The organism is Acinetobacter sp. WU_MDCI_Abxd143 (assembly GCF_025514195.1).
GTDB classification, from domain to species: domain Bacteria; phylum Pseudomonadota; class Gammaproteobacteria; order Pseudomonadales; family Moraxellaceae; genus Acinetobacter; species Acinetobacter pittii_H.
The window spans coordinates 522,260-544,215 of the sequence record NZ_JAHPTH010000001.1; the positions used below are offsets into that span (position 1 = coordinate 522,260).

A 21,956-nucleotide genomic window follows, 5' to 3' on the forward strand; every position below is an offset into this window, starting at 1 on the left:
TTTACTCATATTTTTGCAAATTACCGTGATCATCGTAATGCAAAATGATGCGTTGTTTTTTTTGCAACTCAGTTAACATCTCAGGCGTAACCAAAAATTGGGCGGCTAATAATTCAACTGAACTATTAGGTGCCTTAGCTCGTCGATCCTCACCCCTAAATCTAATCCAGTTATAACTTGCCCATAAAATTAAAATGAGCGCGCTAATTCCGATCATTAATGCTAAATGTAATAAGGTCTTAACTTCTGATAAGTGGTCTACCCAGACATAATCATAAATTAAGTGCCCTTCAAACACCCATAAAAACAATGAAACCAACGGAAATAGCAACCACATTAAACAAATCCAACCAATGGTTTGTAATGTATAGTTTGCTGTTTTATTTTTGACATATTCCGGCTGATCAATATATTCAGGGATATCTAAAGTCTCTATATCCTTATTTTCCTCAAGTTTCATGGGTTATCTCCACGGAAGCCTCGGTCTGGACTTACCCAACGGGCACGTTTTTTTGTGTTAAATAAAGTTTTTGGTACCGCAACGACACTTGTGAACAAAGTCAGTAGCCAGAAAAATAACGGGTACCAAATCACCCAAAAGTAATTTCTAAAAAAACGCCCTCGATCATAACGCTGATCAATCCATAAACTCACTAGAAACTGGATCAAACACGTTCCGCCGAGTATTACACCGTACCACTGTGGCATAAGCGTTTTGATCTGCCATTGCTGAGGCAGCTCAACAAATAATCCAACAAAAAATAGTGTGAAGATCATAATCATGACATAAGACCAGATAATACTGACTAGCGCTTCAATCATGACTGGCCACATTCTGCGAACACGCAGTTTGAACATTTGTGGAATATATTCTATAAGAACCTCTACCCCACCTTGTGCCCAACGAAGACGTTGCTTCCATAGACCTTTAAATGTCTCAGGCATATAGATATAGCAAAGCGCTTGCGGAATATACTGAATATCCCAATGGTCGAGCTGTAACTTCCATGAAATATCAATATCTTCGGTAATTTTATCATCTGACCAAAACCCGACTCGAGCGAGTGCAGTTTTACGAAATGCTGCAATCACTCCAGACACGGTAAAAATACGACCATATGTACGTTGTGCACGTTTAATCAAACCAATAATCGAAGAAAACTCACCAACCTGTAATTTTCCTAAAATACTAGATCGGTTTAAAATTCGTGGATTCCCCGTTACAGCGCCAATTCGCGGGAAGTTAATAAATGGTTGCATTAACCAAAGTACCGCATGCGGATGTAATAACGCATCTCCATCGATACAAACAAGATATTCGTATTTACTAACCAGTACTCCCGATCTTAAAGCTACGGCCTTACCCTGATTTTCTGCTAAGTGTACAACCCGGAGTCGTGAATCTTGCGCTGACAATTCATCGAGAATTTCGGCGGTCCTATCACTACTTCCATCATTGACTGCGATTACTTCAAAATTTGGATATTTGGTTTGTAGCGCATAACGAATTGTTTGACGCACTTGTGCTTCTTCGTTAAAACACGGAATAATGATACTGCACCCTTCATTTGTGGGTTCAGGAAGCGCTTGTTCACGGTATTCTCTTTTAAAGAAAAACCAAAGTCCACCTACCATCCATGTCCATGCCATCAGTAAGGGATATAAAAAGGCAAAAGCAAACAGAATATCGAGCAATACTCTCATTACTTTTTCCCCTCTACCAATTCAGCAAAAGGCTGATACATCACAGGGCTAGTATTCAGACTAAGCGGATTATATAAATATTGATGAACATCTTTTGATTTTTCAAAATCATAGCCATCAATACCGAATTTCTGGATCCCTACTCGCTGAATAGAAAAGAGTCCTTGCTGAACCTCTTCCCAAGCAGTTTTTTGAGAATTTTCTGGTAATACTAAAGTCAGCATTATTCTTTGCTTATCATTTTCATCAAGTGTATTTAAGAGCGTTAACAACTGATTAAATTGTTTTTTCTTGCCAATCACATCAAACTTCAAATTGACTAAATCATGTTGTATTAAAAGTGTTTTTATAAGCTCAGGTAGATTTTCGATATGTTCTAAATCAGGTGTAAGCAATAAACTAAACTGTGCCTGATTACTCATATTTAAATAAGGTTTGACCGCTTTTTTAGTCAGTTCACTCAGTTGTTCAAGCTGTTTTGATTGTTCAATACAACTGCTTTCTTGCACGGTTATTTTTTGCATTGCGCAATTTAAAGATGATCCTGCATTAAGCTGAACACCGCTTAAATTACTATTGAAACGTGCAATATCTTTAGCCAAATCTACAGCTAAAAATGGTCTATCTTTTCGCGGATAAGCTGGCAACTCTAATATTACCGATTGGCCTGCCCGAGTTTGAGCCTGCCATAAACTACGGTTTAAAATATCTTGTTGAACAGACATTTTATTTGTAGGGAAATAAGCAACATCGTATTGCCCATCTCCATCTTTGTCTTCCAAAGGCTTTAAGATTAAAGCGTTATTTTTTAAGCTATACAATTTTGATAACAACTGCCCAAGTTTTTCATCAGTTTGAGCATTTTGTTGTGCTGCCAAATGCTTTAAATCCATACTCACAAAATGACGCGATTGCTTAAATAAATCTGACTCTTCGAAATTCAGAATATTTAACATACCTTCGGTGAACTGTTCAGCTGTAGGGTTACCTATAACCAGGCTTCGTTTAAATGTTGAATCACTCACCCGATTCATACCATCACGACCTAAACTGAAAGAAAACTCAAAGCCGGCTTGCTGCGCTAGTTTTTCCAGTTGTTCATTCACGGCGCCATATGGCCAAATAATTGCTTTAGGATTAACCCCTACTTCTTTTTTTAAAACCGCATAAGATTTTTTTAAATCCTGCAAAATGCGTTGTTGATATTCTGCATCGGTTTCATAACGTGATTGCGATTTTAAATAGGCATAAGAAGTCGCAGCAGGTTGCTCATTGCCTTGAGGATTGGCTAATACCCCATGATGTAAATCATCGCTATGGCTTGCAAACTCGGCTAACCCAGATGCTTGCATTTCACGAACTTGAGCCCAGTTCACCAAGTTACCTTGTCCATAGGCTTCATAACCCGCTTTTGTATTACCATTTAACCAACTTGTTGGAAGCGCAAAAACTGCTGGAATCTGATATTGCTTCAGCAAAGGAAATACTCGGCTATAGCTACTTAAAGCACCATCATCAAAGGTCAGTAGAATAGAGTTATGAGGTAATTCTTTACCTTGCTTACGTGCCTCTTCAATATCTTTTAGACGAATCGGTTTCCAGTCCGACTGGCTAAGCCAATCGAGAAACTGTGCCAGATTATTGGTCTGAATCGCATAAACATCGCGGTCACCTTCCTTGAGTACGTCATCTCGCACATCATGAAAAGTTAAAGAAACCGTATGGTTTTTTGGTAGTTCAGTTTCAATGCGGGCATAGGCAAATTGTACGGGTAATAACGTTGAGGCAAACACACAGCTCAACATTTTTGACATCATGTTATTCATTAAAAACGCCCTTCAAATCCGAAAATACCGTAGGTATGTTGTTCATCATGACCATCATATGGATGGTATTGCCAACCAATTCCATAATTAAGTTGCCAAGTCCGTGAGAGCTGCCATTGATGTTGATATTGCAAAGAATATGTTGGTCGAGCTGAGTAATCTGCTTGTTTATAAAGTCCAACTCCAGCTTCAAAATGCTGTTTAAATGAGCGTTCGTACTCTCGCCAAGTGACCCAGTCATGGCTTAAATTCAGCTCAGCACTGTAATGATTACTTGGGCTAAAGTAAGCGGTCTGATCCTGACTATTGCTGCCATAAAATCCACGAACCGTTCCATAGGTAATATGATGAGGCGCATCAAATAACCGCTCGCGCCAGAAAGTCGAAAACTCTTGTTGTTTATTACCGTCACTTATATCGGTTAAGCCATAACTCGCCCCAATTTGGCGTGACTCATCTTTTTGCCATGTCAAAGCAGCGCGGTAAGCTTGTCCATCCTCACCAGCATCAATTGCTTGTAATGGAATATTAGCCTGACTGTCATATTGCAATTGATACTGCCAATGGTCGTTTAACCATTGCGACCAATCAAGACGAACACCTGCTTGGCCACCATCTGTACTTTGCGACAAAATTGCCGACAATGCCTTACGGTTTGCTTGCCACTCAGCACCAACCCCATAACGTTGGTCATGCACATCACCAAAACGGTATTCTCCGTAACGATCTTGATGCCAAGCAAATAGACGATAATTATCTTTAATCCAAGGGCTATTAATACGAGTTTCCATTTCTCGATCTTTTAAGCCATTTTGCCCACTCACAGAATCGCTATTTTCTGCTTTACTCTGGCCCCAAGTCGTTGAGTGCGAGATGGTTGCTCTATCACGATCATCCAACTCTTTTCGACTTTTAATTACACCGCTATCTTCAGGATAATATTGCAAAAGACTTTCTGTACTTTTGCGCCACTCAGGAATATCCCCTAAAGCCTGAGCATTTTGCATTTGGTTAATACGCGTATCTTTCGCAACGGGTGTTAAACCATTTAAACGAGCAATTGTTTGCTTTGCCTGTAACGGTTTATCTCTCCAGCGCTCAACACGAGCAAGGTTATTAATTAAACCTTCGTTAGCAGGTGCAAGATCTACTTGTTTCTGAAAATGCTTTTCTGCTTGATCCAAATGGTTTGCATAAGCTAAATGCATGCCTTGTAAAGCAATATAATCATCACGATCAGGATGGCTTGATTTATCTACTCCTTTGGCTTGGCTATATTTATACGTAGGGATTAAACGATCAACCTCACTTAAAAGTTGTTCAGCTTGTTTATATTTTTCTTGTTCAATATAAGAATAATAAAGCCCCGTATATACCGTCATATCCGAGTAGTTTTTTTCGGTAAGTAAGGTTTTAAAAGCGAGTTCAGCCTGCTTCGGTTGTCTTTCAGCTAAATAACTATCAGCAATCGCATGACGAACATAAGCCGGTAGCTTTTCTAACGGTACATTTAATTTAGTAAATTCATCTAATACTGTACGGCTACGCCCACGAAAGTCCAAAGCATACAAATAGTCATAATGAAATCTTAAATAATTTGGATCTGACGGTTGAATCAAAGGCTGTATTTGCTCACCTTGTTTCAACACAGCATCAAGCTCGGCAAAGCCTTCACTGTCCGACATGCCTTCCCGATTCAAATATTTATAGCGAGTAATTGCGTTATTTACACGTTGAGAAAACTCGCTGACTTGTAACCAGTGTTGTAACGATTCTGTTTGCGCATTTTTATCGCTGGCAAGCAATAACTGTTGAGCTTTTTTATAGGCGCCTACAGCGGCTAAGTCGTAAGTATATTCTTGCAAAACTGCAAAAGACTTTGGTTGTTGTTGATAAGCTTGCTCGATTGCAGCTAAAGCATCTACAGGTGAATTGATGAGTCGATACGCATAAGCAATTTGAACAAATTGATCAGCTGTAAGGTTTTTACTCTTAATACCAGATAAATGCACCTTAGCATTTACAGGGTCTTTAGCCTCAGCATATAGAACCGCTAATAAAATCTGCCCATCAGATGTCTTTTGAATATTAAATTTATTCGACCACTCAATTGCATCTTTAAAGTGTTTAAAATCACGAAAATTACGTATTAACGGTAGTTGCCCATATTCTGGAAAAGTCACATAATTAACATTTGCTAAATGCTGAGAAAAGGTTAATAAATCTCTTTTTTCACTTGACATGACAACTAAATAATCAGCTAGTAATTTTTGGTCATGCGGGTACTTATTTAGCAATTGTTCTAATTGCAATATTGCTTGTTGAGTTTGCCCAGATTTGTAAATGTGAATAGCTTGCTCTCGCAATTCATCTACTTGAGCAGCATATAAATTAAGAGGCAAGATATATACCAATGAAAAAACACATTTTTTTAGCATTTTGATAATCGGATAGTCCCATATCGAGGTGGGAAAGTATAATTAAAATCTAAAACCAATCACATAACATGAAAAAAGTGTGATCTATTTAACATTTTATAAATTATGGATTTTCTATGTATGATTTTCTAAAATATTTAGAAAAATTAAATAATTACTATTTTCCAGCGTAATAAAACACATACATTTCTTTTCAATAGTATTATTTAAATTTACAAATGAGTTTCAAAATAACTACGGGCTTATAACCAATAAGAACTATTTAATAATATTTAGTTTTATATATAAAACTTTTATTTTTCTCTCTAGGATATAGAGTAAATAACCATTCAACTTATTTTATAAATTAATATAAAAAAATTGAATGGTTAAAATAAATATTTGATTAAATTAACCAATACGACGTTTTAATCCTGTCATCTGTAAAATACGTGTTGAAATCTCTTCAATTGACATTTCAGTCACATTTAAATATTTAATGCCTTCTGAAATATAAATCCCTTCAATTGCTCTTAGCTCCATTTGGCATTGGCTAAAACTTGCATAACGGCTATTCGCTTTACGTTCACTACGAATTGCGACCAAACGCTCAGCATCAATCATTAAACCAAATAACTTACTACGATGAGCTCTTAATACTGCTGGTAAACGGTTATCATCCAAATCTTCTTCAGTTAATGGATAGTTTGCAACACGAATACCAAATTGAAGAGATAAGTAAATAGAAGTTGGCGTTTTACCCGAACGGGAAACTCCAATTAAGATTAAATCTGCTTTATCATAATGACGAGTACGCGCTCCATCATCATTATCAAGTGCAAAATGTACGGCATCAATACGGGCTTTATAATATTCAGAATCGGTTACCGCATGGGTCTGCCCGACCAATGTTGTTGGTGGTGTCCCAAGCTCTTGTTCAAGTTTACTAATTAAACCTTCAAACACGTCCAGATTAACCGCTTTAGCTGTATTAATAATCTCTCGCACATGCGGATCGACTAAAGTATCAAATACTAAAGGTAGACAACCATCTTTGGTTTGGCACCGATTAATCTCAACCACCACATCCATTGCCGCCTCTTCAGTTGTAATATACGGCATGATGTGAATATCAAAATCTACATTGGGAAATTGTGCTAATAACGAATGTCCAAGAGTCTCGGCAGTAATTGCAGTTCCATCAGAAATAAAAAAAACACTCCGCTTAAATTGTTTACTTTCTGACATTAAAATTCTCCTTAAACATTTGTCTTAGTGCTATATAATCTTTATAGTAAACTGATCTTACATGACTGTCGCTTAGTATAATTCTCAACTAAGCACTTTATTTTTATAATTTCATGCCAAGATAGACATTAATACTGCAAAAGTGGAGTGAAAACTTTGGAAGCGCGCGTAATCGGTCTAGAAAAATTAGGGAAACACGATGTCGAACTCGTAGGTGGGAAAAACTCATCTTTGGGTGAAATGATCAGCCATTTATCAAATGCTGGTGTATCGGTACCGGGTGGCTTTGCAACTACTGCTGCTGCCTATCGTGAGTTCTTAGACCAAAGTGGTCTTAACGCTCGAATTCAAGCAGAACTTGCTCAACTCAACGTTGATGACGTAAATGCTCTTGCAGAAACAGGCGCTAAAATTCGTCAATGGATTGTAGAGACTCCACTCACTGCAACCTTAGAACAAGAAATTCGCGCCGCTTTTACAGCACTTTCTAACGGCAACCCTGATATCGCGGTTGCCGTTCGTTCATCTGCAACTGCTGAAGATTTACCAGATGCATCTTTCGCGGGTCAACAAGAAACTTTCTTGAATATTCGCGGTATTGATAACGTACTTATTGCGATCAAAGAAGTATTCGCTTCTTTATATAATGATCGTGCAATTTCTTACCGTGTACACCAAGGCTTCGATCATGATGTTGTGGCATTGTCTGCAGGTGTACAACGCATGGTTCGTTCTGAAACTGGCGCTGCGGGTGTAATGTTTACACTTGATACAGAATCTGGTTTCCGTGATGTTGTATTTATTACAGCATCTTACGGTTTAGGTGAAATGGTTGTACAAGGTGCGGTTAACCCTGATGAGTTTTACTTATCTAAGCCATTATTAAATGCTGGTAGACATTCTGTTTTACGCCGCAATCTTGGTTCTAAACACCAAAAAATGATTTATGGTGAAGAAGGTTCTGCGGGTAAATCTGTTGTTGTTGTTGATGTTGAGAAACAAGATCGCCAACAATTCGCTTTAAATGACCATGAACTACAAGAGCTTGCAAAACAAGCACTTATCATCGAACAACATTACGGTGCACCAATGGACATCGAATGGGCAAAAGACGGTGATGACGGTCAAATTTATATTGTTCAAGCTCGTCCTGAAACTGTAAAAAGCCGCCAAAATGTAGGCACTATGGAACGCTACCTTCTCAAACAAAGAGGTACTGTTCTTTGTGAAGGCCGTTCAATTGGTCAACGTATTGGTTCTGGTAAAGTCCGTATTGTTAACTCAATTAAAGAAATGGACAAAGTTCAAGAAGGCGACGTTCTTGTATCTGATATGACCGATCCTGACTGGGAACCGGTAATGAAACGTGCTGCTGCAATTATCACTAACCGTGGTGGTCGTACATGTCACGCAGCAATTATTGCACGTGAACTTGGTGTACCAGCTATTGTTGGTTGCGGTAACGCAACAGAAGTATTAACTGACGGTCAAGAAGTAACTGTTTCTTGTGCTGAAGGTGATACAGGTTTCATTTACGAAGGTGCCTTAGATTTCGAAGTTCAACGCAACTCAATTGAATCTATGCCTAAACTTTCGTTCAAAATTATGATGAACGTAGGTAACCCTGACCGTGCATTTGACTTTGCTCAAATTCCAAATGAAGGTATTGGTCTTGCTCGTCTTGAGTTCATTATTAACCGTATGATCGGTGTGCATCCTAAAGCCCTACTCAACATTGACAGCCTACCTCGTGAAACTCGCGCTGCGGTTCTAACGCGTACTGCAGGTTATGCGTCACCTGTAGACTTCTATGTTGAAAAATTAGTTGAAGGTATTGCAACTCTTGCTGCTGCATTTGGTGACAAGCCAGTGATCGTTCGTATGTCTGACTTCAAGTCAAACGAATACGCAAACTTAATTGGCGGTAAGTTATACGAGCCTGAAGAAGAAAACCCAATGCTCGGTTTCCGTGGTGCTAGCCGTTATGTATCTGATAACTTCCGTGATTGTTTCGAATTAGAATGCCGTGCACTTAAGAAAGTTCGTGATGAAATGGGTCTTACCAACATTCAAATCATGATTCCTTTTGTACGCACAGTATCTGAAGCAAAACGCGTTATTGAATTACTTGCACAAAATGGCTTGAAACGTGGCGAAAATGGCTTAAAAGTAATCATGATGTGTGAATTACCAACTAATGCCTTGTTAGCTGAACAATTCCTTGAACATTTTGATGGCTTCTCTATCGGTTCTAATGACTTAACTCAGTTAACATTAGGTCTTGACCGTGACTCAGGTATTGTTTCACATTTATTTGATGAACGTGACGCAGCGGTTAAAGCACTTCTTTCAATGGCAATCCATGCCTGCCGTAAAGCAGGTAAATATGTAGGTATCTGTGGCCAAGGTCCTTCAGACCATCCGGATCTTGCAAAATGGTTAATGGAACAAGGTATTGAATCTGTCTCTCTTAACCCAGACTCAGTTTTAGATACATGGTTCTTCCTTGCTGAAGAAAAAATCAAGCAAATCTAATAAGTTATAAAAAAAGGCCCATCCGTGGGTCTTTTTTCATCTTTAGAATAGAGAATTTTTATTTATGCAAATTTACTTGGCACGTAATAATCAACAAGCTGGGCCTTATACTTTAGAACAAGTAAATCAAATGTTGGCTAGCCAACAAATTTTGTTAACTGATTTAGCTTGGCATGAAGGCATGACAGAATGGAAAGCTTTAGGAGAATTAACCCAAGGTAAACTTGTATATCAACCTAGTGGTTATTCTGTATCTCCAATAAACACGAATACTTCAACTAATGAAACTATTCGTCAAATTCGTGTAGAACCTAAAGTCCATGAACTTGCATCTATTCCAGCTCGGGCTTTAGCAAAAATTATTGATTTATTGCTATGGTTACCAATCGCTGCAATTCCTTCTTTTTTCTTTAATGAAACTCAATATAAGCAACTATTCGAATTGCAAAAACAAATGCAATCCGCCGAAGTCGCATCGACCAAAGCTGCAGAATTGCAACAACAACTTTTTACTTTAATTCCGATAGAAGCTTGGCATTCAATGCTTGTTTACGTCGTAATTATGCTTGCAATTCAAGCCATCCTTTTAACAAAGTTTGGACAAAGTATAGGTAAGAAAATCGTTGGAATTAAAATTGTAGATGCTGAGGACAATAGCAAGGTTAATTTAACTCGTATCTTCTTATTAAGAAGTATTGTTTTCATTATATTAAACTTACTGTTTATGCCGATCAGTACAATTATTGACTACGCTTTTGCATTAGGACAAAAGCGACAAGCTTTACATGACAAAATTGCAAGAACAAAAGTGATCAAATGATAGTGAATGACTCATTCATTTAATGTCTAAAAAAAGAGGAGGCACCCCGCCTCCTTTTTTCTATAGAGAGTTGATATTTAAATAAAAGCTCTTTTGAAATTAGATACCCTACAAAAAAAATCGGGTTTTAAAACAATTATTTCAGCCTACTTTATGTATAGCTTAGTTTGTCGATATGAGGCATAATGCCCTACAACGTAGCGGTGTCATATAATTGAGAAGTCTAAATTTTAGAATTAGCGTTCTCAATCATGCGACACTTTAATCGCTATCCCATATTTAATTAGGGAATGGGACTCTTCACCGAGGTTGTAAAATGAGACAAACGATTTTAGCTGTATTGTCTTTATCAACGCTTGCCGCACTTTTGACTGGGTGTGGTGGTGATATGGTACTTCTAAACTCTAAAGGTCCAGTTGGTCAAGGTCAAAGTGACCTTATGATGACTGCGATCTATTTAATGTTACTTGTGGTGATTCCTTCAATCATCATGGCATTATGGTTTGGTTGGAAATATCGCGCGTCAAATAAAGATGCAGACTATAAACCTACATGGGCACACTCAACTGCAATTGAAGTTGTAGTATGGGGTATCCCTGTCATTATTATTGGTATTTTAGCTTGGTTAACTTGGTGGGGTTCCCACAAGTATGACCCATACCGTCCTTTAGAATCAGATAAAGCACCTTTAACTATTCAAGTTGTTGCTGAACAGTTTAAGTGGATCTTTATTTATCCTGAACAAAACATTGCAACAGTTAACGAAGTACGTTTCCCTGAAAAAACTCCGTTAAGCTTTAAAATCACTTCTAACTTTACAATGAACTCATTCTTCATTCCACAGTTAGGCGGCCAGATTTATGCAATGGCAGGTATGCAAACTCACCTTCATTTGTTAGCAAATGAAACTGGTGTATATCGTGGTTTCTCTTCTAACTACTCAGGTTACGGTTTCTCTCAAATGCGTTTCAAGGCGCATAGCGTTACAGAGCAACAATTCAATGAATGGGTAGCAGCGGTTAAAGCAGGTAATGGTTCAACCATTAACCCAGAAGCAGTTCAAAAAACTACGCTTGACCAAGCTGAATTGGCAACCTTACGTGATGGTGACCGCTCTAAGCATCAGATTGAGCATTTAGTAAATCGTGCTAAAGCTGCTGGTGATCAAGAAGCGCTTGCTAAAGCTGAAGCTATGAAACCGTTCCCGACTAAGCCACACCCTGTGACTTATTACTCTTCAGTTGAACCAAAATTGTTTGAAACAATTATCAACCACTATATGAGTAACTATCATGGTGTTGACCACTCTGCTGAACACGCAACAGCTGACACTCATGCTGCAGCTGAACACGCTGCTCAAGGGGAATAAGACATGGATATGATTTTTGGTAAACTGGGTTGGGACTCTATCCCGACAGAGCCAATCGTACTTGTCACCATGGTCCTTATGGCAATTGGTGCAATTGCAGTGCTTGGCGGTATCACCTATTTCAAAAAATGGGGATATTTGTGGAATGAGTGGTTTATTACGGTAGACCACAAAAAGATTGGTATCATGTATATCATCGTATCTGTTGTTATGCTTCTGCGTGGTTTCGCCGATGCGATCATGATGCGTTTACAACTTTTCCTCGCTAAAGGTGGCGGCGAAGGTTATCTACATCCTGACCACTACGACCAGATCTTCACCGCACACGGTGTAATCATGATCTTCTTCGTAGCAATGGGCCTCGTTGTAGGTATGATGAACATCTCTGTACCTTTACAGATTGGTGCTCGCGACGTTGCTTTCCCATTATTAAACTCTTTAAGCTTCTGGTTATTCGCAGGCGCTGCTGGTTTAATGATGCTTTCACTTGTATTAGGTGAATTTGCTGCGACTGGTTGGATGGCTTACCCTCCTCTTTCTGGCATTCAATATTCTCCTGGTGTAGGTGTCGACTACTATATCTGGGCACTTCAGGTTTCTGGTCTAGGTACGCTTTTATCTGGTGTTAACTTCTTCGTTACCATCATCAAAATGCGTGCGCCTGGCATGAAATTAATGGACATGCCTATTTTCACGTGGACTTCACTTTGTACGGCTGTATTAATCATTGCATCGTTCCCTGTATTAACAGGTACTCTTGCAATGCTTACTCTTGACCGTTACTTCGGCTTCCATTTCTTCACAAATGAGCTTGGCGGTAGCCCTATGCTTTATGTGAACTTGATCTGGACATGGGGTCACCCTGAAGTATATATCTTGGTATTACCAGCATTTGGTCTATACTCAGAAATCGTTGCAACCTTCTCTCGTAAAGCGTTGTTCGGTTACAAGTCTATGGTGTATGCAACTATCGCGATTACTGTTCTTGCGTTCGTTGTATGGCTTCACCACTTCTTCACCATGGGTGCTGGTGCGAACGTTAACGCGTTCTTCGGTATCATGACCATGGTTATTGCGATTCCTACTGGTGTGAAAATCTTCTCTTGGTTATTCACCATGTATAAAGGTCGCATCACCTTTACTACTCCAATGTTATGGACGCTTGGCTTCCTTGTAACATTCGGTATCGGTGGTTTAACTGGTGTACTTATGGCTGTTCCACCTGCGGACTTCTTGGTACACAACTCATTATTCTTGATCGCTCACTTCCATAACGTAATTATCGGTGGTGTGGTGTTCGGTATGTTTGCCGGCATCATTTACTACTGGCCAAAAATGTTTGGTTGGAAGCTCAATGAAGCATGGGGTAAAGCTGCGTTCTGGTTCTGGTTCTTCGGTTTCTATTTTGCATTCATGCCACTTTATATCCTTGGTTTCATGGGTATGACTCGTCGTTTGAATACATATGACAACCCTGAGTGGGATCCGTACCTTGCGATTGCATTATTTGGTGCTGTTCTTGTTGCGATTGGTATTGCATGTTTCTTAATGCAAATCATCGTTGGTTTCTTACAACGTAAAGACAACATGGACCTTACTGGCGATCCATGGGATGCTCGTACGCTTGAATGGGCGACCTCTTCCCCTGCTCCGTTCTATAACTTTGCGCATGAACCAGATGCAAGCGGTATTGACCGTTTCTGGACTGACAAAGAAAATGGTGTAGCATACGCACGTAACACTAAATATGAAGACATCCACATGCCGACTGATCGTGCTGCTGGTTTTGTCATTGCAATGTTCATTACTCTTCTTGGCTTTGCACTCATCTGGCATATTTGGTGGCTCGTTGTTGTTTCATTCGTTGCAGCTGTTGTTAGCTTGATCGTAAGCTCATTCACTAAGAATGTTGACTACTACGTTCCTGCTGCTGAAGTTGAGCGTATTGAAAACGAACGCTATGCTTTACTTGAAAAACACTTGAAGAAGGACTAAGGAAATGGCTGAAGTACTTCATCACGACAACCACGGCCATGACGGTCATCATGAACATGATGATACTGATTTAACGGTTTTTGGTTTCTGGACATACTTGATGAGTGACTTGATTCTTTTCGGATCACTCTTCATTGCGTTCGCTGTATTAAGCAGTCATGTTCCAGCAGGGACTCCAAGTGCATATGACCTATTCCATGAATCATTAGGCTACGTGTTAACTGAAACATTTGCCTTATTGATTTCATCGGTAACTTTCGGTTTTGCTGTACTTGCATCTTATAAAAAGAATGTAAATCAAGTGATCACTTGGTTATTTATTACATTCCTTTTTGGTGCGACCTTCATCGGTATGGAACTCTATGAATTCCATCACCTTGTAGAAGAAGGTCATGGTCCAACTCACAGTGCATTCTTATCATCGTTCTTTACTTTGGTTGGTACACACGGTATCCACGTAACTTCTGGTTTAGTATGGATGCTTGTATTAATGTATCAAATCAAAACTAAAGGTTTGACTTTACCGAATACACGTCGTCTTGCTTGCTTAAGCTTGTTCTGGCACTTCCTTGACATCGTTTGGATCTGTGTATTCAGCGTAGTTTACTTACTGGGAGTTCTCTAATGAGTAGTCATGAGCATAATGCTGCTGGTGCGTCACACGGTAACTTTAAGCAATACACTGTTGGATTTATCCTTTCTGTTATCCTCACCATCATCCCGTTTGGGATGGTGATGATGGGTGGTTTCAGTCGTGGTCTTTTAGTTACTGTGATTGCGATCACTGCGGTTGCTCAGGTTCTTGTACAGCTTGTGTACTTCTTACACATGAATACATCATCTGAACAACGTTGGAATATGATTGCATTCATCTACACAATCCTATGTATCGCTGTACTTTTAATCGGTTCTGTGTGGATTATGAATTACCTTCACTACAATATGATGATCTAAACTGATTGTCATGTTGAAAAAATATCTATTCCTGACTAAACCAGGAATTCTCTTCGGTAATTTCATTACCACCTTGGGCGGCTTTTTCTTAGCCGCCCAAGGCTCTATAGACATCTTATTATTACTTCTCACCCTACTTGGAACAACTTTAGTTGTGGCTTCTGGGTGTGTGGTTAATAACGTTATCGATCAAGATATTGACACAAAGATGCAGCGTACCCAAAATCGCGCACTTGTTAAAAAAACAATCTCTCCTACTGTTGCGCTGATATATGCATTAGTGCTTGGAGTAATTGGTTTTAGCATTTTATGGTTCGGTGTAAATGGTTATGCATTTTTGTTTGCAATGATTGGTTTCATTGTCTATGTCGGTTTTTATAGTTTGTGGACCAAACGCACCTCAATCCATCAAACCGTCATTGGTAGCATCTCCGGAGCGAGCCCTCCTGTTATTGGTTATACAGCAGTAACTCATCAATTTGATGTGGCAGCCCTGCTTTTGTTTTTAGCATACGCTTTATGGCAAATGCCTCACTCTTGGGCAATTGCAATTTATCGTTTTGATGATTACAAGAATGCAGGAATTCCAATTTTGCCTGTAGCACGTTCTATTTATCGTACGAAAATTGAATGTGTAATCTATATCCTATTATTTGCAGCTGTTTTGAATGGGTTATATTGTTTTGGCTATACCAATGTATTCTTTTTAATTACCTTTAATGCTTTAACAGCCTATTGGTTATATTTATCAGTTATTGGATTTAAGGCCGAAAATGATCAACTCTGGGCTAAACGCTTTTTCCTCTACTCGGTCATATTAATTACCCTGTTAAGTTTGAGTTTTAGCTTTACCTATCAATCCCCCGCTCCAAATCTTCCTCTCTTTTAAACAAGAGAGGATTTCCTCTTTGTAGTAAAGAAGTTTTACTTTTCTGATCAAAAGATTTGTTTTTAGTCGAACTTTTACCTATAATTCAGCCTTCGCAATTTTTGCGACATAACTTATCAAGTTATGACTCCTTGCTTCTAATTTTTTTATTAGGGGCTGTTTAAACCGTAAGGAGCTGACAATGCGTCATTACGAAATCGTACTTTTGGTACACCCAGACCAAAGCGATCAAGTTGTAGGTATGGTTGAACGCTATATCTCTCAGATCAAAGAAGCTGAAGGTCAAATTCACCGTTTAGAAGATTGGGGCCGTCGTCAATTGGCTTACCCAATTAACAAAATTCACAAAGCGCACTACATTCTTATGAATGTTGAATGTGGTCAAACTACGCTTGATGAGTTAGAAGAATTATTCCGTTATAACGACGCGATCATTCGTAACCTTATCATCCGTCGTGAACACGCAATCACTGAAGAGTCATTGCTTGCTAAGAGTGCTGAAGAAAAGCGTGCGCGTAAAGCTCAACGCGAAGAAGCACAGCAAGTTGCTCAAGAAGCTGAATAAGGAGAACATCAATGGCACGTTTTTACCGTCGTCGCAAGTTCTGCCGCTTTACAGCTGAGAATGTTGCGTACATCGACTACAAAGATATCGACACTTTAAAACAGTACATCACTGAAAACGGCAAGATTGTTCCTAGCCGTATCACTGGTACTAAAGCTCGTTATCAACGTCAATTAGCACTTGCTATCAAACAAGCTCGCTATTTGTCTTTGATTCCGTACACTGACAACCATAAGTGAGGTGATCTGTGGACGTTATCTTATTACAACGCATTAAGAACCTTGGTAAATTAGGCGATAAAGTATCAGTTAAAGCTGGTTACGGCCGTAACTTCCTTATCCCTCAAGGTAAAGCAGTTGCTGCTACTGAAGCTAACACTGCTGCTTTTGAAGCTCGTCGTGCTGAACTTGAGAAGCAAGAAGCTGAAGTTTTAGCTGCTGCTCAAGCACGTGCTGAACAATTGAACGAAGTTAACATCGTTATCACTGCTAAAGCTGGTGACGAAGGTAAACTGTTCGGTTCTATCGGTACTCGTGACATCGCTGACGCATTAACGAATGCTGGTCTTACAGTTGACCGTGCAGAAGTTCGTTTACCAAATGGCGCGCTTCGTCACACTGGTGAATTCAACATCGCAATTCAATTGCACCATGATGTTGTTGCAGAAGTTCTCGTTACTATCGTATCTGAGTAATTTCTCATCAAAAAAAGAGCATGCTTTTGCATGCTCTTTTTTTATGTTTCAAATTTTAAAATAAGATATATTAATTCCTGATCAGTTCTTTAGTTTAATTGGTTTTTTAATTAGGTAGTTTATTTAATTTTGTTTTAAGATAGTCCTCGGCTTTACAGCCTCGTTGTGTACACCCTTCTTTATCATCAGGTCTAATTATGTCTCAGGCGAATGCCACTTCTTTAGCGCTTTCATCTCCAATAGAAAATAAAACGAGTGAATCAGGCCAACTTAAAGAGTTTCGCACTCCCCCACACAATTTAGCCATTGAGCAAGCTGTTCTGGCTGCTTTGATGACAGTTGCTGAATCTTTTGAGCAAGTCAACGATGTACTAAAAGAAAATGATTTTTACGCGACTCGTCATAAATATATTTTTCGTGCAATCGAGAAATTAGCACAGGAAAACTCACCCTATGATGCTGTCTTAGTAAGTGACTGGCTTCTAAAACAAAATTTACTTGATGCTATTGGTGGCGAAGAATATTTAATGCAGCTCATGGCTGATTCACCATCAAGTTTCTACAACTTAGAAACCTATGCCACTAAAATTAAAGAATTTTCTACGCTTCGTAGCATGATTAAAGTTAGTACTGAAATCTTACAGAATGCTTATGACACAAAAGGTCGTGGTGTTAGTGAAATTTTAGACTTAGCTGAAACAAGTATTTTCTCTTTAGCAGAACAACACAATAATAATAAAAAAGATGCAGGTCCTAAATCTATTAGTTCTGTTACCGCAGACGTTATTAGTAAGCTAGACGAGCTTTCAAAATTAGACGGCAATATTACAGGTTTAACTACAGGTTTCTTAGAACTTGATAATAAAACATCGGGTATGCAACCTGGTGACTTAATTATTGTTGCTGCACGTCCATCGATGGGTAAAACTACCTTTGCCATGAATTTGGTTGAAAGTGTTTTGCAATATAACAAATTACCTGCCCTAGTATTTTCGATGGAGATGCCAGCAGACTCGATTGCGATGCGTCTTATTTCTGCAATGGGTAAAGTTCATCAAGGACATTTACGTTCGGGTAACTTAGATGCAGATGAATGGACCAAGGTAACTGGTACAATTTTGCAGCTTCAGCAAATGCATTTGTATATTGATGACTCATCTGCTCTACCCCCAACTGAACTTCGTGCCAGAGCTCGACGCGTTGCCAAAATGCATGATGGTAAAATTGGTTGCATCATGGTCGATTACTTGCAGCTTATGAAAGTTCCAGGTATGGGTGATAACCGTGTAGGCGAGATTTCAGAAATTTCTCGTAGCTTAAAAGCACTAGCGAAAGAAATGCAATGTCCTGTTATCGCACTTTCCCAGCTTAACCGAAGTCTGGAAAACCGTCCAAATAAACGCCCTGTAATGTCAGACTTACGTGAATCCGGTGCGATCGAGCAGGATGCCGACTTAATTATGTTTATTTACCGTGATGAGGTTTATAACAAAGAGTCGAAAGAAGCAGGCACTGCAGAAATTATTATTGGTAAGCAACGTAACGGTCCAATTGGTTCAGTCCGTCTTGCCTTTGAAGGTCAATATACTCGATTTAGTAATCTCTCTCCTGAGTATTACAGCCAATATGATGATGAAGAATAAACTCTATCTCTAGCCCAAAGGAGTAAATGAGGGTGCGCCAAGCAACAGTTTATATTGATCGCAATGCACTTCAATATAATTTAAACCGTGTCAAACAACTCGCAACAAATTCAAAAATTGTAAGTATGGTGAAAGCTAATGCTTATGGACATGGAATCAAAGACTGTTTAGCAGCCTTAAATGCCTCAGATGCCTTTGGTGTCGCCTGCCTACAAGAAGGTTTAGAAATTCGTGAACTCGGATTTCAACAACCTATTACTTTAATTGAAGGGGTATTTTCTGAAGATGAAATGCCAATTGCAATTGAACAAAAATTTGAATGTGTGATTCACCATCAACAACAATTTGAATGGTTAATTAAACATAAGCAAAAATACATCGCTCAAGGCTTAAAAGTCTGGGTTAAGCTTAATAGCGGCATGAACCGCTTAGGCTTTAAAGTTACTGAAATTATTGAAGTTATTAAAACTTTAAAAGCCGAAGGATTTACCTGTGTGCTGGCGATGCACTTCGCAAATGCAGATGTAGACCACCCGCTTAACGAACAACAAAAGCAACAATTTTTACAAGTTAAACAAGCTTGTGATCCAGTTTTAGCATCTTGCTGTAACTCTGCTGCTATTTATAAATGGCCAGAATTACATTTTGATTATGTTCGTCCGGGTATTATGCTTTACGGCGCTTCACCTTTTGGTGATCAAACAGTCTATGATCTTGACTTAAAACCAGTCATGACTTTTTCAGCAGAAGTCATTGCCCTAAACCATATTCAATCTGATGAACATGTCGGCTATGGTTCTACTTTCTGCGCAAAGCAAGCCATGGATATCGCCATTGTTTCTATAGGGTATGGTGATGGTTATCCACGCGCTTATATTAAACAAAACTATGTCGCTATTGATAAACAGCTCTGCGCAGTTGTAGGGCGAGTGAGTATGGATATGCTTGCAATTGACGTAACAGGTCTGCAAGTGAAATTAGGGACACCAGTTGAACTCTGGGGCTCATACCGCCTCGTTGATGATGTTGCGGATGCAAACGGAACGATAGGTTATGAATTACTCTGCCGCCTAAGTAATCGCCCTACTCGTAAAAGCAATTAAATAATAAAATATAAAAAATCCAAGCTTGCTTGGATTTTTTATTTAAATATTCAATATTTTATCGCCAGTAATCATCTGTTGGTTTTGGCATTTCTTGTAAACCGCGACGTAGAGTATCTGACCATTGCCGACTAATTTGTGAAAAATAGGGATCATCTTCTGTAATTCGTTTTCCCATCGGAATAACAAAACTATCTTTCTTATAAATCAATGCATCAAGTGGTAAGCCAACAGATACATTTGAACGTAAAGTTGAGTCAAAAGAAATCAGGCTACAACGTAATGCATCATCTAATGGCATTGCATAATATAAAGCTCGATCTAGAATCGGTTTGCCATATTTACTTTCACCAATTTGAAAATAAGGTGTATCTGTCGTCGCACAAATAAAATTGCCTTGTGGATAGACATTATAAAGCTGCATGTCACCACCTTTAATCTGTCCACCAACCAAAATACTACAGGCGTAATTCATTTGTTCTTGAGTGTCTGAACTAATATCCTCTAAAACAGCTTTTAAAGTTTTTCCTATCAGTTCGGCTGCCTCAAACATCGTATTAACACTATATAAATTAGGCTCTTGCTGCAAAGTAAGCGCATTTTGCAAATGACCTATAACAGCTTGTGTTGTTGCTAAGTTGCCTGCTGTTTGCAACGCCATAAAGCGCTCTCCGGTAACGCCGAAAGTATGCAATTTTCGGAACACAGAAATATGGTCAACCCCTGCATTGGTTCTTGTGTCACTGATAAACACTAAACCCTGTTCCAATCTTAGCGCACAACAATAGGTCATCTCATTCTCTTTACATTCAACATGCCAACACTTGAACCACAGACATCATGTTCTCAACTCCACCTTGCTCTCTTACACCACGAATAGGTGCTACATCGAGATAGTCACGTCCTACAGCAAGGTAAATATGATGTTTGGGTGTAAACAACTGATTGCTTACATCAAAACAATACCATTGATTTTCTAAAAATACTTCCGCCCAAGCGTGACTGGCAAGGTGCGGATAGTTTTGATCAAATAGATAACCCGAGACGTAACGTGCAGGTAATTGTAACGCACGGCACATCGCAATTAAAATGTGCGCATGATCTTGGCATACACCTTGTCCAGCATGAAATGCTTCGATCGCAGTTGTCTGAACCGAAGTACTTTCAGGCTGATAAAGTATTTTCTGTAAGATATATTCACTTAATAATGCAATATGTTGTCGGTCTTTAGTCACCACAATATTTTTTGCAAAGTCCAACATTTCCGTATCACATCGGGTTGCACCTGTCATCTGTAAAAACAAATTAATAGGTGTAGAGAGATTTACACAACCCATTTCCACATTCTGAAGCTCAACAATTCCTTGAGCCATAAAGGTTAGATGTTGGTATGAATAACGCTGACTAGCCGTCATCCATACATTATTAAATATATCTCTTTTGATGGTTTTATCGCCTGGCACACTAATTGCCCAATTCATAACATGTTGATGAGCCGATGTTTGAGGCATCATTTTAATATACTGAATGCTATTTCGAGCAGTTTCAGTATAGCTATAATGCGTTTGATGATTAACCATCAATTTCATAATCAGCCCTCAAACATATTTTCCAACTGCTGTGTAAAAGTATAGTAAGCGTCCCACGTAAGTTGCTGCTTTAGCGCTTGCCAATTTTCATTTATATTTTCCCAATTCAAATTAGCGAGCTGTTGCACCACTATATCTAGCTCTGATATAAGAACAGATAAATCTTCTCCAAAACGCAGTTCTATATCAAATTGCTCTATTTTTTGGCCTAAATGCAAAAATAAACGAACGTCTTCATGTTCCGCTTCTAGTATTTGCGTGCATTGTTCGACTGCCTTACTCAATGCATCAGGTTGAGCTTGAAGCGTATTAATCACATTATTTAATTCTGCATAAGCATGTGATGACAAAATACCTCTTAGTTCCTGAATATTATCTTTAGCAATAATGAGCTGGTTCAGTAATGAAAATGTTTGCTTCTTGTCTAACATATAGTGATTTAGTAATTCAGCATTTTCTATCACCAAACCAAATGTTGCTGCAAATCTTGTTGCTTTCTCATCTTCTGTAAAGGGTAAATGAGAGGCTGCAAATTTAACTCGCATCAAATATCGACCCAACCAATATATTTGATGCGCACTCGAATTGAGTAAAACCATAAAGTT

20 protein-coding genes are annotated in these 21,956 nt (G+C 38.9%); 12 read left to right on the top strand and 8 right to left on the bottom strand.

Features of this window, described 5'->3' with window-relative positions; all coding sequences use genetic code 11:
* Window position 1 precedes the first annotated feature (1 nt).
* The 5 genes from pgaD to KTI79_RS02455 form a co-directional block, all read right to left on the bottom strand.
* Window positions 2-460, bottom strand: coding sequence for a poly-beta-1,6-N-acetyl-D-glucosamine biosynthesis protein PgaD (gene pgaD / locus KTI79_RS02435; protein WP_032054166.1), 459 nt, complete (start codon window positions 458-460; stop codon window positions 2-4).
* Entirely contained in the window at window positions 457-1,704 is a 1,248-nt protein-coding gene (gene pgaC / locus KTI79_RS02440) for a poly-beta-1,6-N-acetyl-D-glucosamine synthase (RefSeq protein WP_032054167.1), read from the bottom strand. The genes pgaD and pgaC overlap by 4 nt, the downstream gene beginning before the upstream one ends.
* On the bottom strand, window positions 1,704-3,530 hold the full coding sequence (pgaB, locus tag KTI79_RS02445) for a poly-beta-1,6-N-acetyl-D-glucosamine N-deacetylase PgaB (protein ID WP_032054168.1): 1,827 nt from the start codon (window positions 3,528-3,530) through the stop codon (window positions 1,704-1,706). The genes pgaC and pgaB overlap by 1 nt, the downstream gene beginning before the upstream one ends.
* Complete coding sequence (pgaA, locus tag KTI79_RS02450; protein ID WP_032054169.1) at window positions 3,530-5,968, bottom strand: poly-beta-1,6 N-acetyl-D-glucosamine export porin PgaA; 2,439 nt, start codon at window positions 5,966-5,968, stop codon at window positions 3,530-3,532. Before pgaA ends, pgaB begins: the two co-directional genes overlap by 1 nt.
* Window positions 5,969-6,358: 390 nt before the next feature.
* Complete coding sequence (locus KTI79_RS02455; protein WP_002119749.1) at window positions 6,359-7,195, bottom strand: pyruvate, water dikinase regulatory protein; 837 nt, start codon at window positions 7,193-7,195, stop codon at window positions 6,359-6,361.
* A gap of 147 nt (window positions 7,196-7,342) precedes the next feature.
* Between KTI79_RS02455 and ppsA the strand changes: the two genes are divergently transcribed.
* From ppsA to alr, 12 genes are all read left to right on the top strand, one after another.
* Window positions 7,343-9,730: a phosphoenolpyruvate synthase gene (gene ppsA, locus KTI79_RS02460; protein WP_171073827.1), complete on the top strand. Its 2,388-nt coding sequence runs from the start codon at window positions 7,343-7,345 to the stop codon at window positions 9,728-9,730.
* Between the two features lie 64 nt (window positions 9,731-9,794).
* Complete coding sequence (locus KTI79_RS02465; RefSeq protein WP_032054172.1) at window positions 9,795-10,550, top strand: RDD family protein; 756 nt, start codon at window positions 9,795-9,797, stop codon at window positions 10,548-10,550.
* A gap of 316 nt (window positions 10,551-10,866) precedes the next feature.
* Complete coding sequence (gene cyoA, locus KTI79_RS02470) at window positions 10,867-11,919, top strand: ubiquinol oxidase subunit II (RefSeq protein ID WP_016140564.1); 1,053 nt, start codon at window positions 10,867-10,869, stop codon at window positions 11,917-11,919.
* 3 nt (window positions 11,920-11,922) lie between these two features.
* Window positions 11,923-13,914 (top strand): cytochrome o ubiquinol oxidase subunit I, encoded by a 1,992-nt coding sequence (gene cyoB, locus KTI79_RS02475; RefSeq protein WP_005068497.1) that lies wholly within the window; start codon window positions 11,923-11,925, stop codon window positions 13,912-13,914.
* 4 nt (window positions 13,915-13,918) lie between these two features.
* Complete coding sequence (cyoC, locus tag KTI79_RS02480; RefSeq protein ID WP_016140562.1) at window positions 13,919-14,539, top strand: cytochrome o ubiquinol oxidase subunit III; 621 nt, start codon at window positions 13,919-13,921, stop codon at window positions 14,537-14,539.
* Entirely contained in the window at window positions 14,539-14,868 is a 330-nt protein-coding gene (locus KTI79_RS02485; protein ID WP_016140561.1) for a cytochrome o ubiquinol oxidase subunit IV, read from the top strand. Before cyoC ends, KTI79_RS02485 begins: the two co-directional genes overlap by 1 nt.
* Before the next feature lie 10 nt (window positions 14,869-14,878).
* Complete coding sequence (gene cyoE / locus KTI79_RS02490; RefSeq protein WP_069123633.1) at window positions 14,879-15,757, top strand: heme o synthase; 879 nt, start codon at window positions 14,879-14,881, stop codon at window positions 15,755-15,757.
* Between the two features lie 181 nt (window positions 15,758-15,938).
* Entirely contained in the window at window positions 15,939-16,322 is a 384-nt protein-coding gene (gene rpsF, locus KTI79_RS02495; RefSeq protein WP_002119610.1) for a 30S ribosomal protein S6, read from the top strand.
* Between the two features lie 11 nt (window positions 16,323-16,333).
* Entirely contained in the window at window positions 16,334-16,561 is a 228-nt protein-coding gene (gene rpsR / locus KTI79_RS02500; protein ID WP_000090661.1) for a 30S ribosomal protein S18, read from the top strand.
* 8 nt (window positions 16,562-16,569) lie between these two features.
* Window positions 16,570-17,016: a 50S ribosomal protein L9 gene (gene rplI / locus KTI79_RS02505; protein ID WP_000382591.1), complete on the top strand. Its 447-nt coding sequence runs from the start codon at window positions 16,570-16,572 to the stop codon at window positions 17,014-17,016.
* A gap of 197 nt (window positions 17,017-17,213) precedes the next feature.
* A complete protein-coding gene (dnaB, locus tag KTI79_RS02510; protein ID WP_016140559.1) occupies window positions 17,214-18,659 on the top strand; it encodes a replicative DNA helicase in 1,446 nt (481 codons plus the stop codon).
* Window positions 18,660-18,691: 32 nt separating this feature from the next.
* On the top strand, window positions 18,692-19,762 hold the full coding sequence (gene alr, locus KTI79_RS02515; RefSeq protein WP_079284204.1) for an alanine racemase: 1,071 nt from the start codon (window positions 18,692-18,694) through the stop codon (window positions 19,760-19,762).
* A 58-nt stretch (window positions 19,763-19,820) separates the two neighbouring features.
* Here the strand turns inward: alr and KTI79_RS02520 are convergent, their stop codons facing one another.
* The 3 genes from KTI79_RS02520 to KTI79_RS02530 are packed head-to-tail and all read right to left on the bottom strand — an operon-like array spanning window position 19,821 to window position 21,950.
* Window positions 19,821-20,555, bottom strand: a complete 735-nt coding sequence (locus KTI79_RS02520; protein ID WP_016140557.1) for a proteasome-type protease — start codon at window positions 20,553-20,555, stop codon at window positions 19,821-19,823.
* Window positions 20,556-20,571: 16 nt separating this feature from the next.
* Window positions 20,572-21,351 (bottom strand): transglutaminase domain-containing protein, encoded by a 780-nt coding sequence (locus KTI79_RS02525; protein ID WP_032054176.1) that lies wholly within the window; start codon window positions 21,349-21,351, stop codon window positions 20,572-20,574.
* 2 nt (window positions 21,352-21,353) lie between these two features.
* A complete protein-coding gene (locus tag KTI79_RS02530) occupies window positions 21,354-21,950 on the bottom strand; it encodes an alpha-E domain-containing protein (RefSeq protein ID WP_032054177.1) in 597 nt (198 codons plus the stop codon).
* Between the last annotated feature and the right edge of the window lie 6 nt (window positions 21,951-21,956).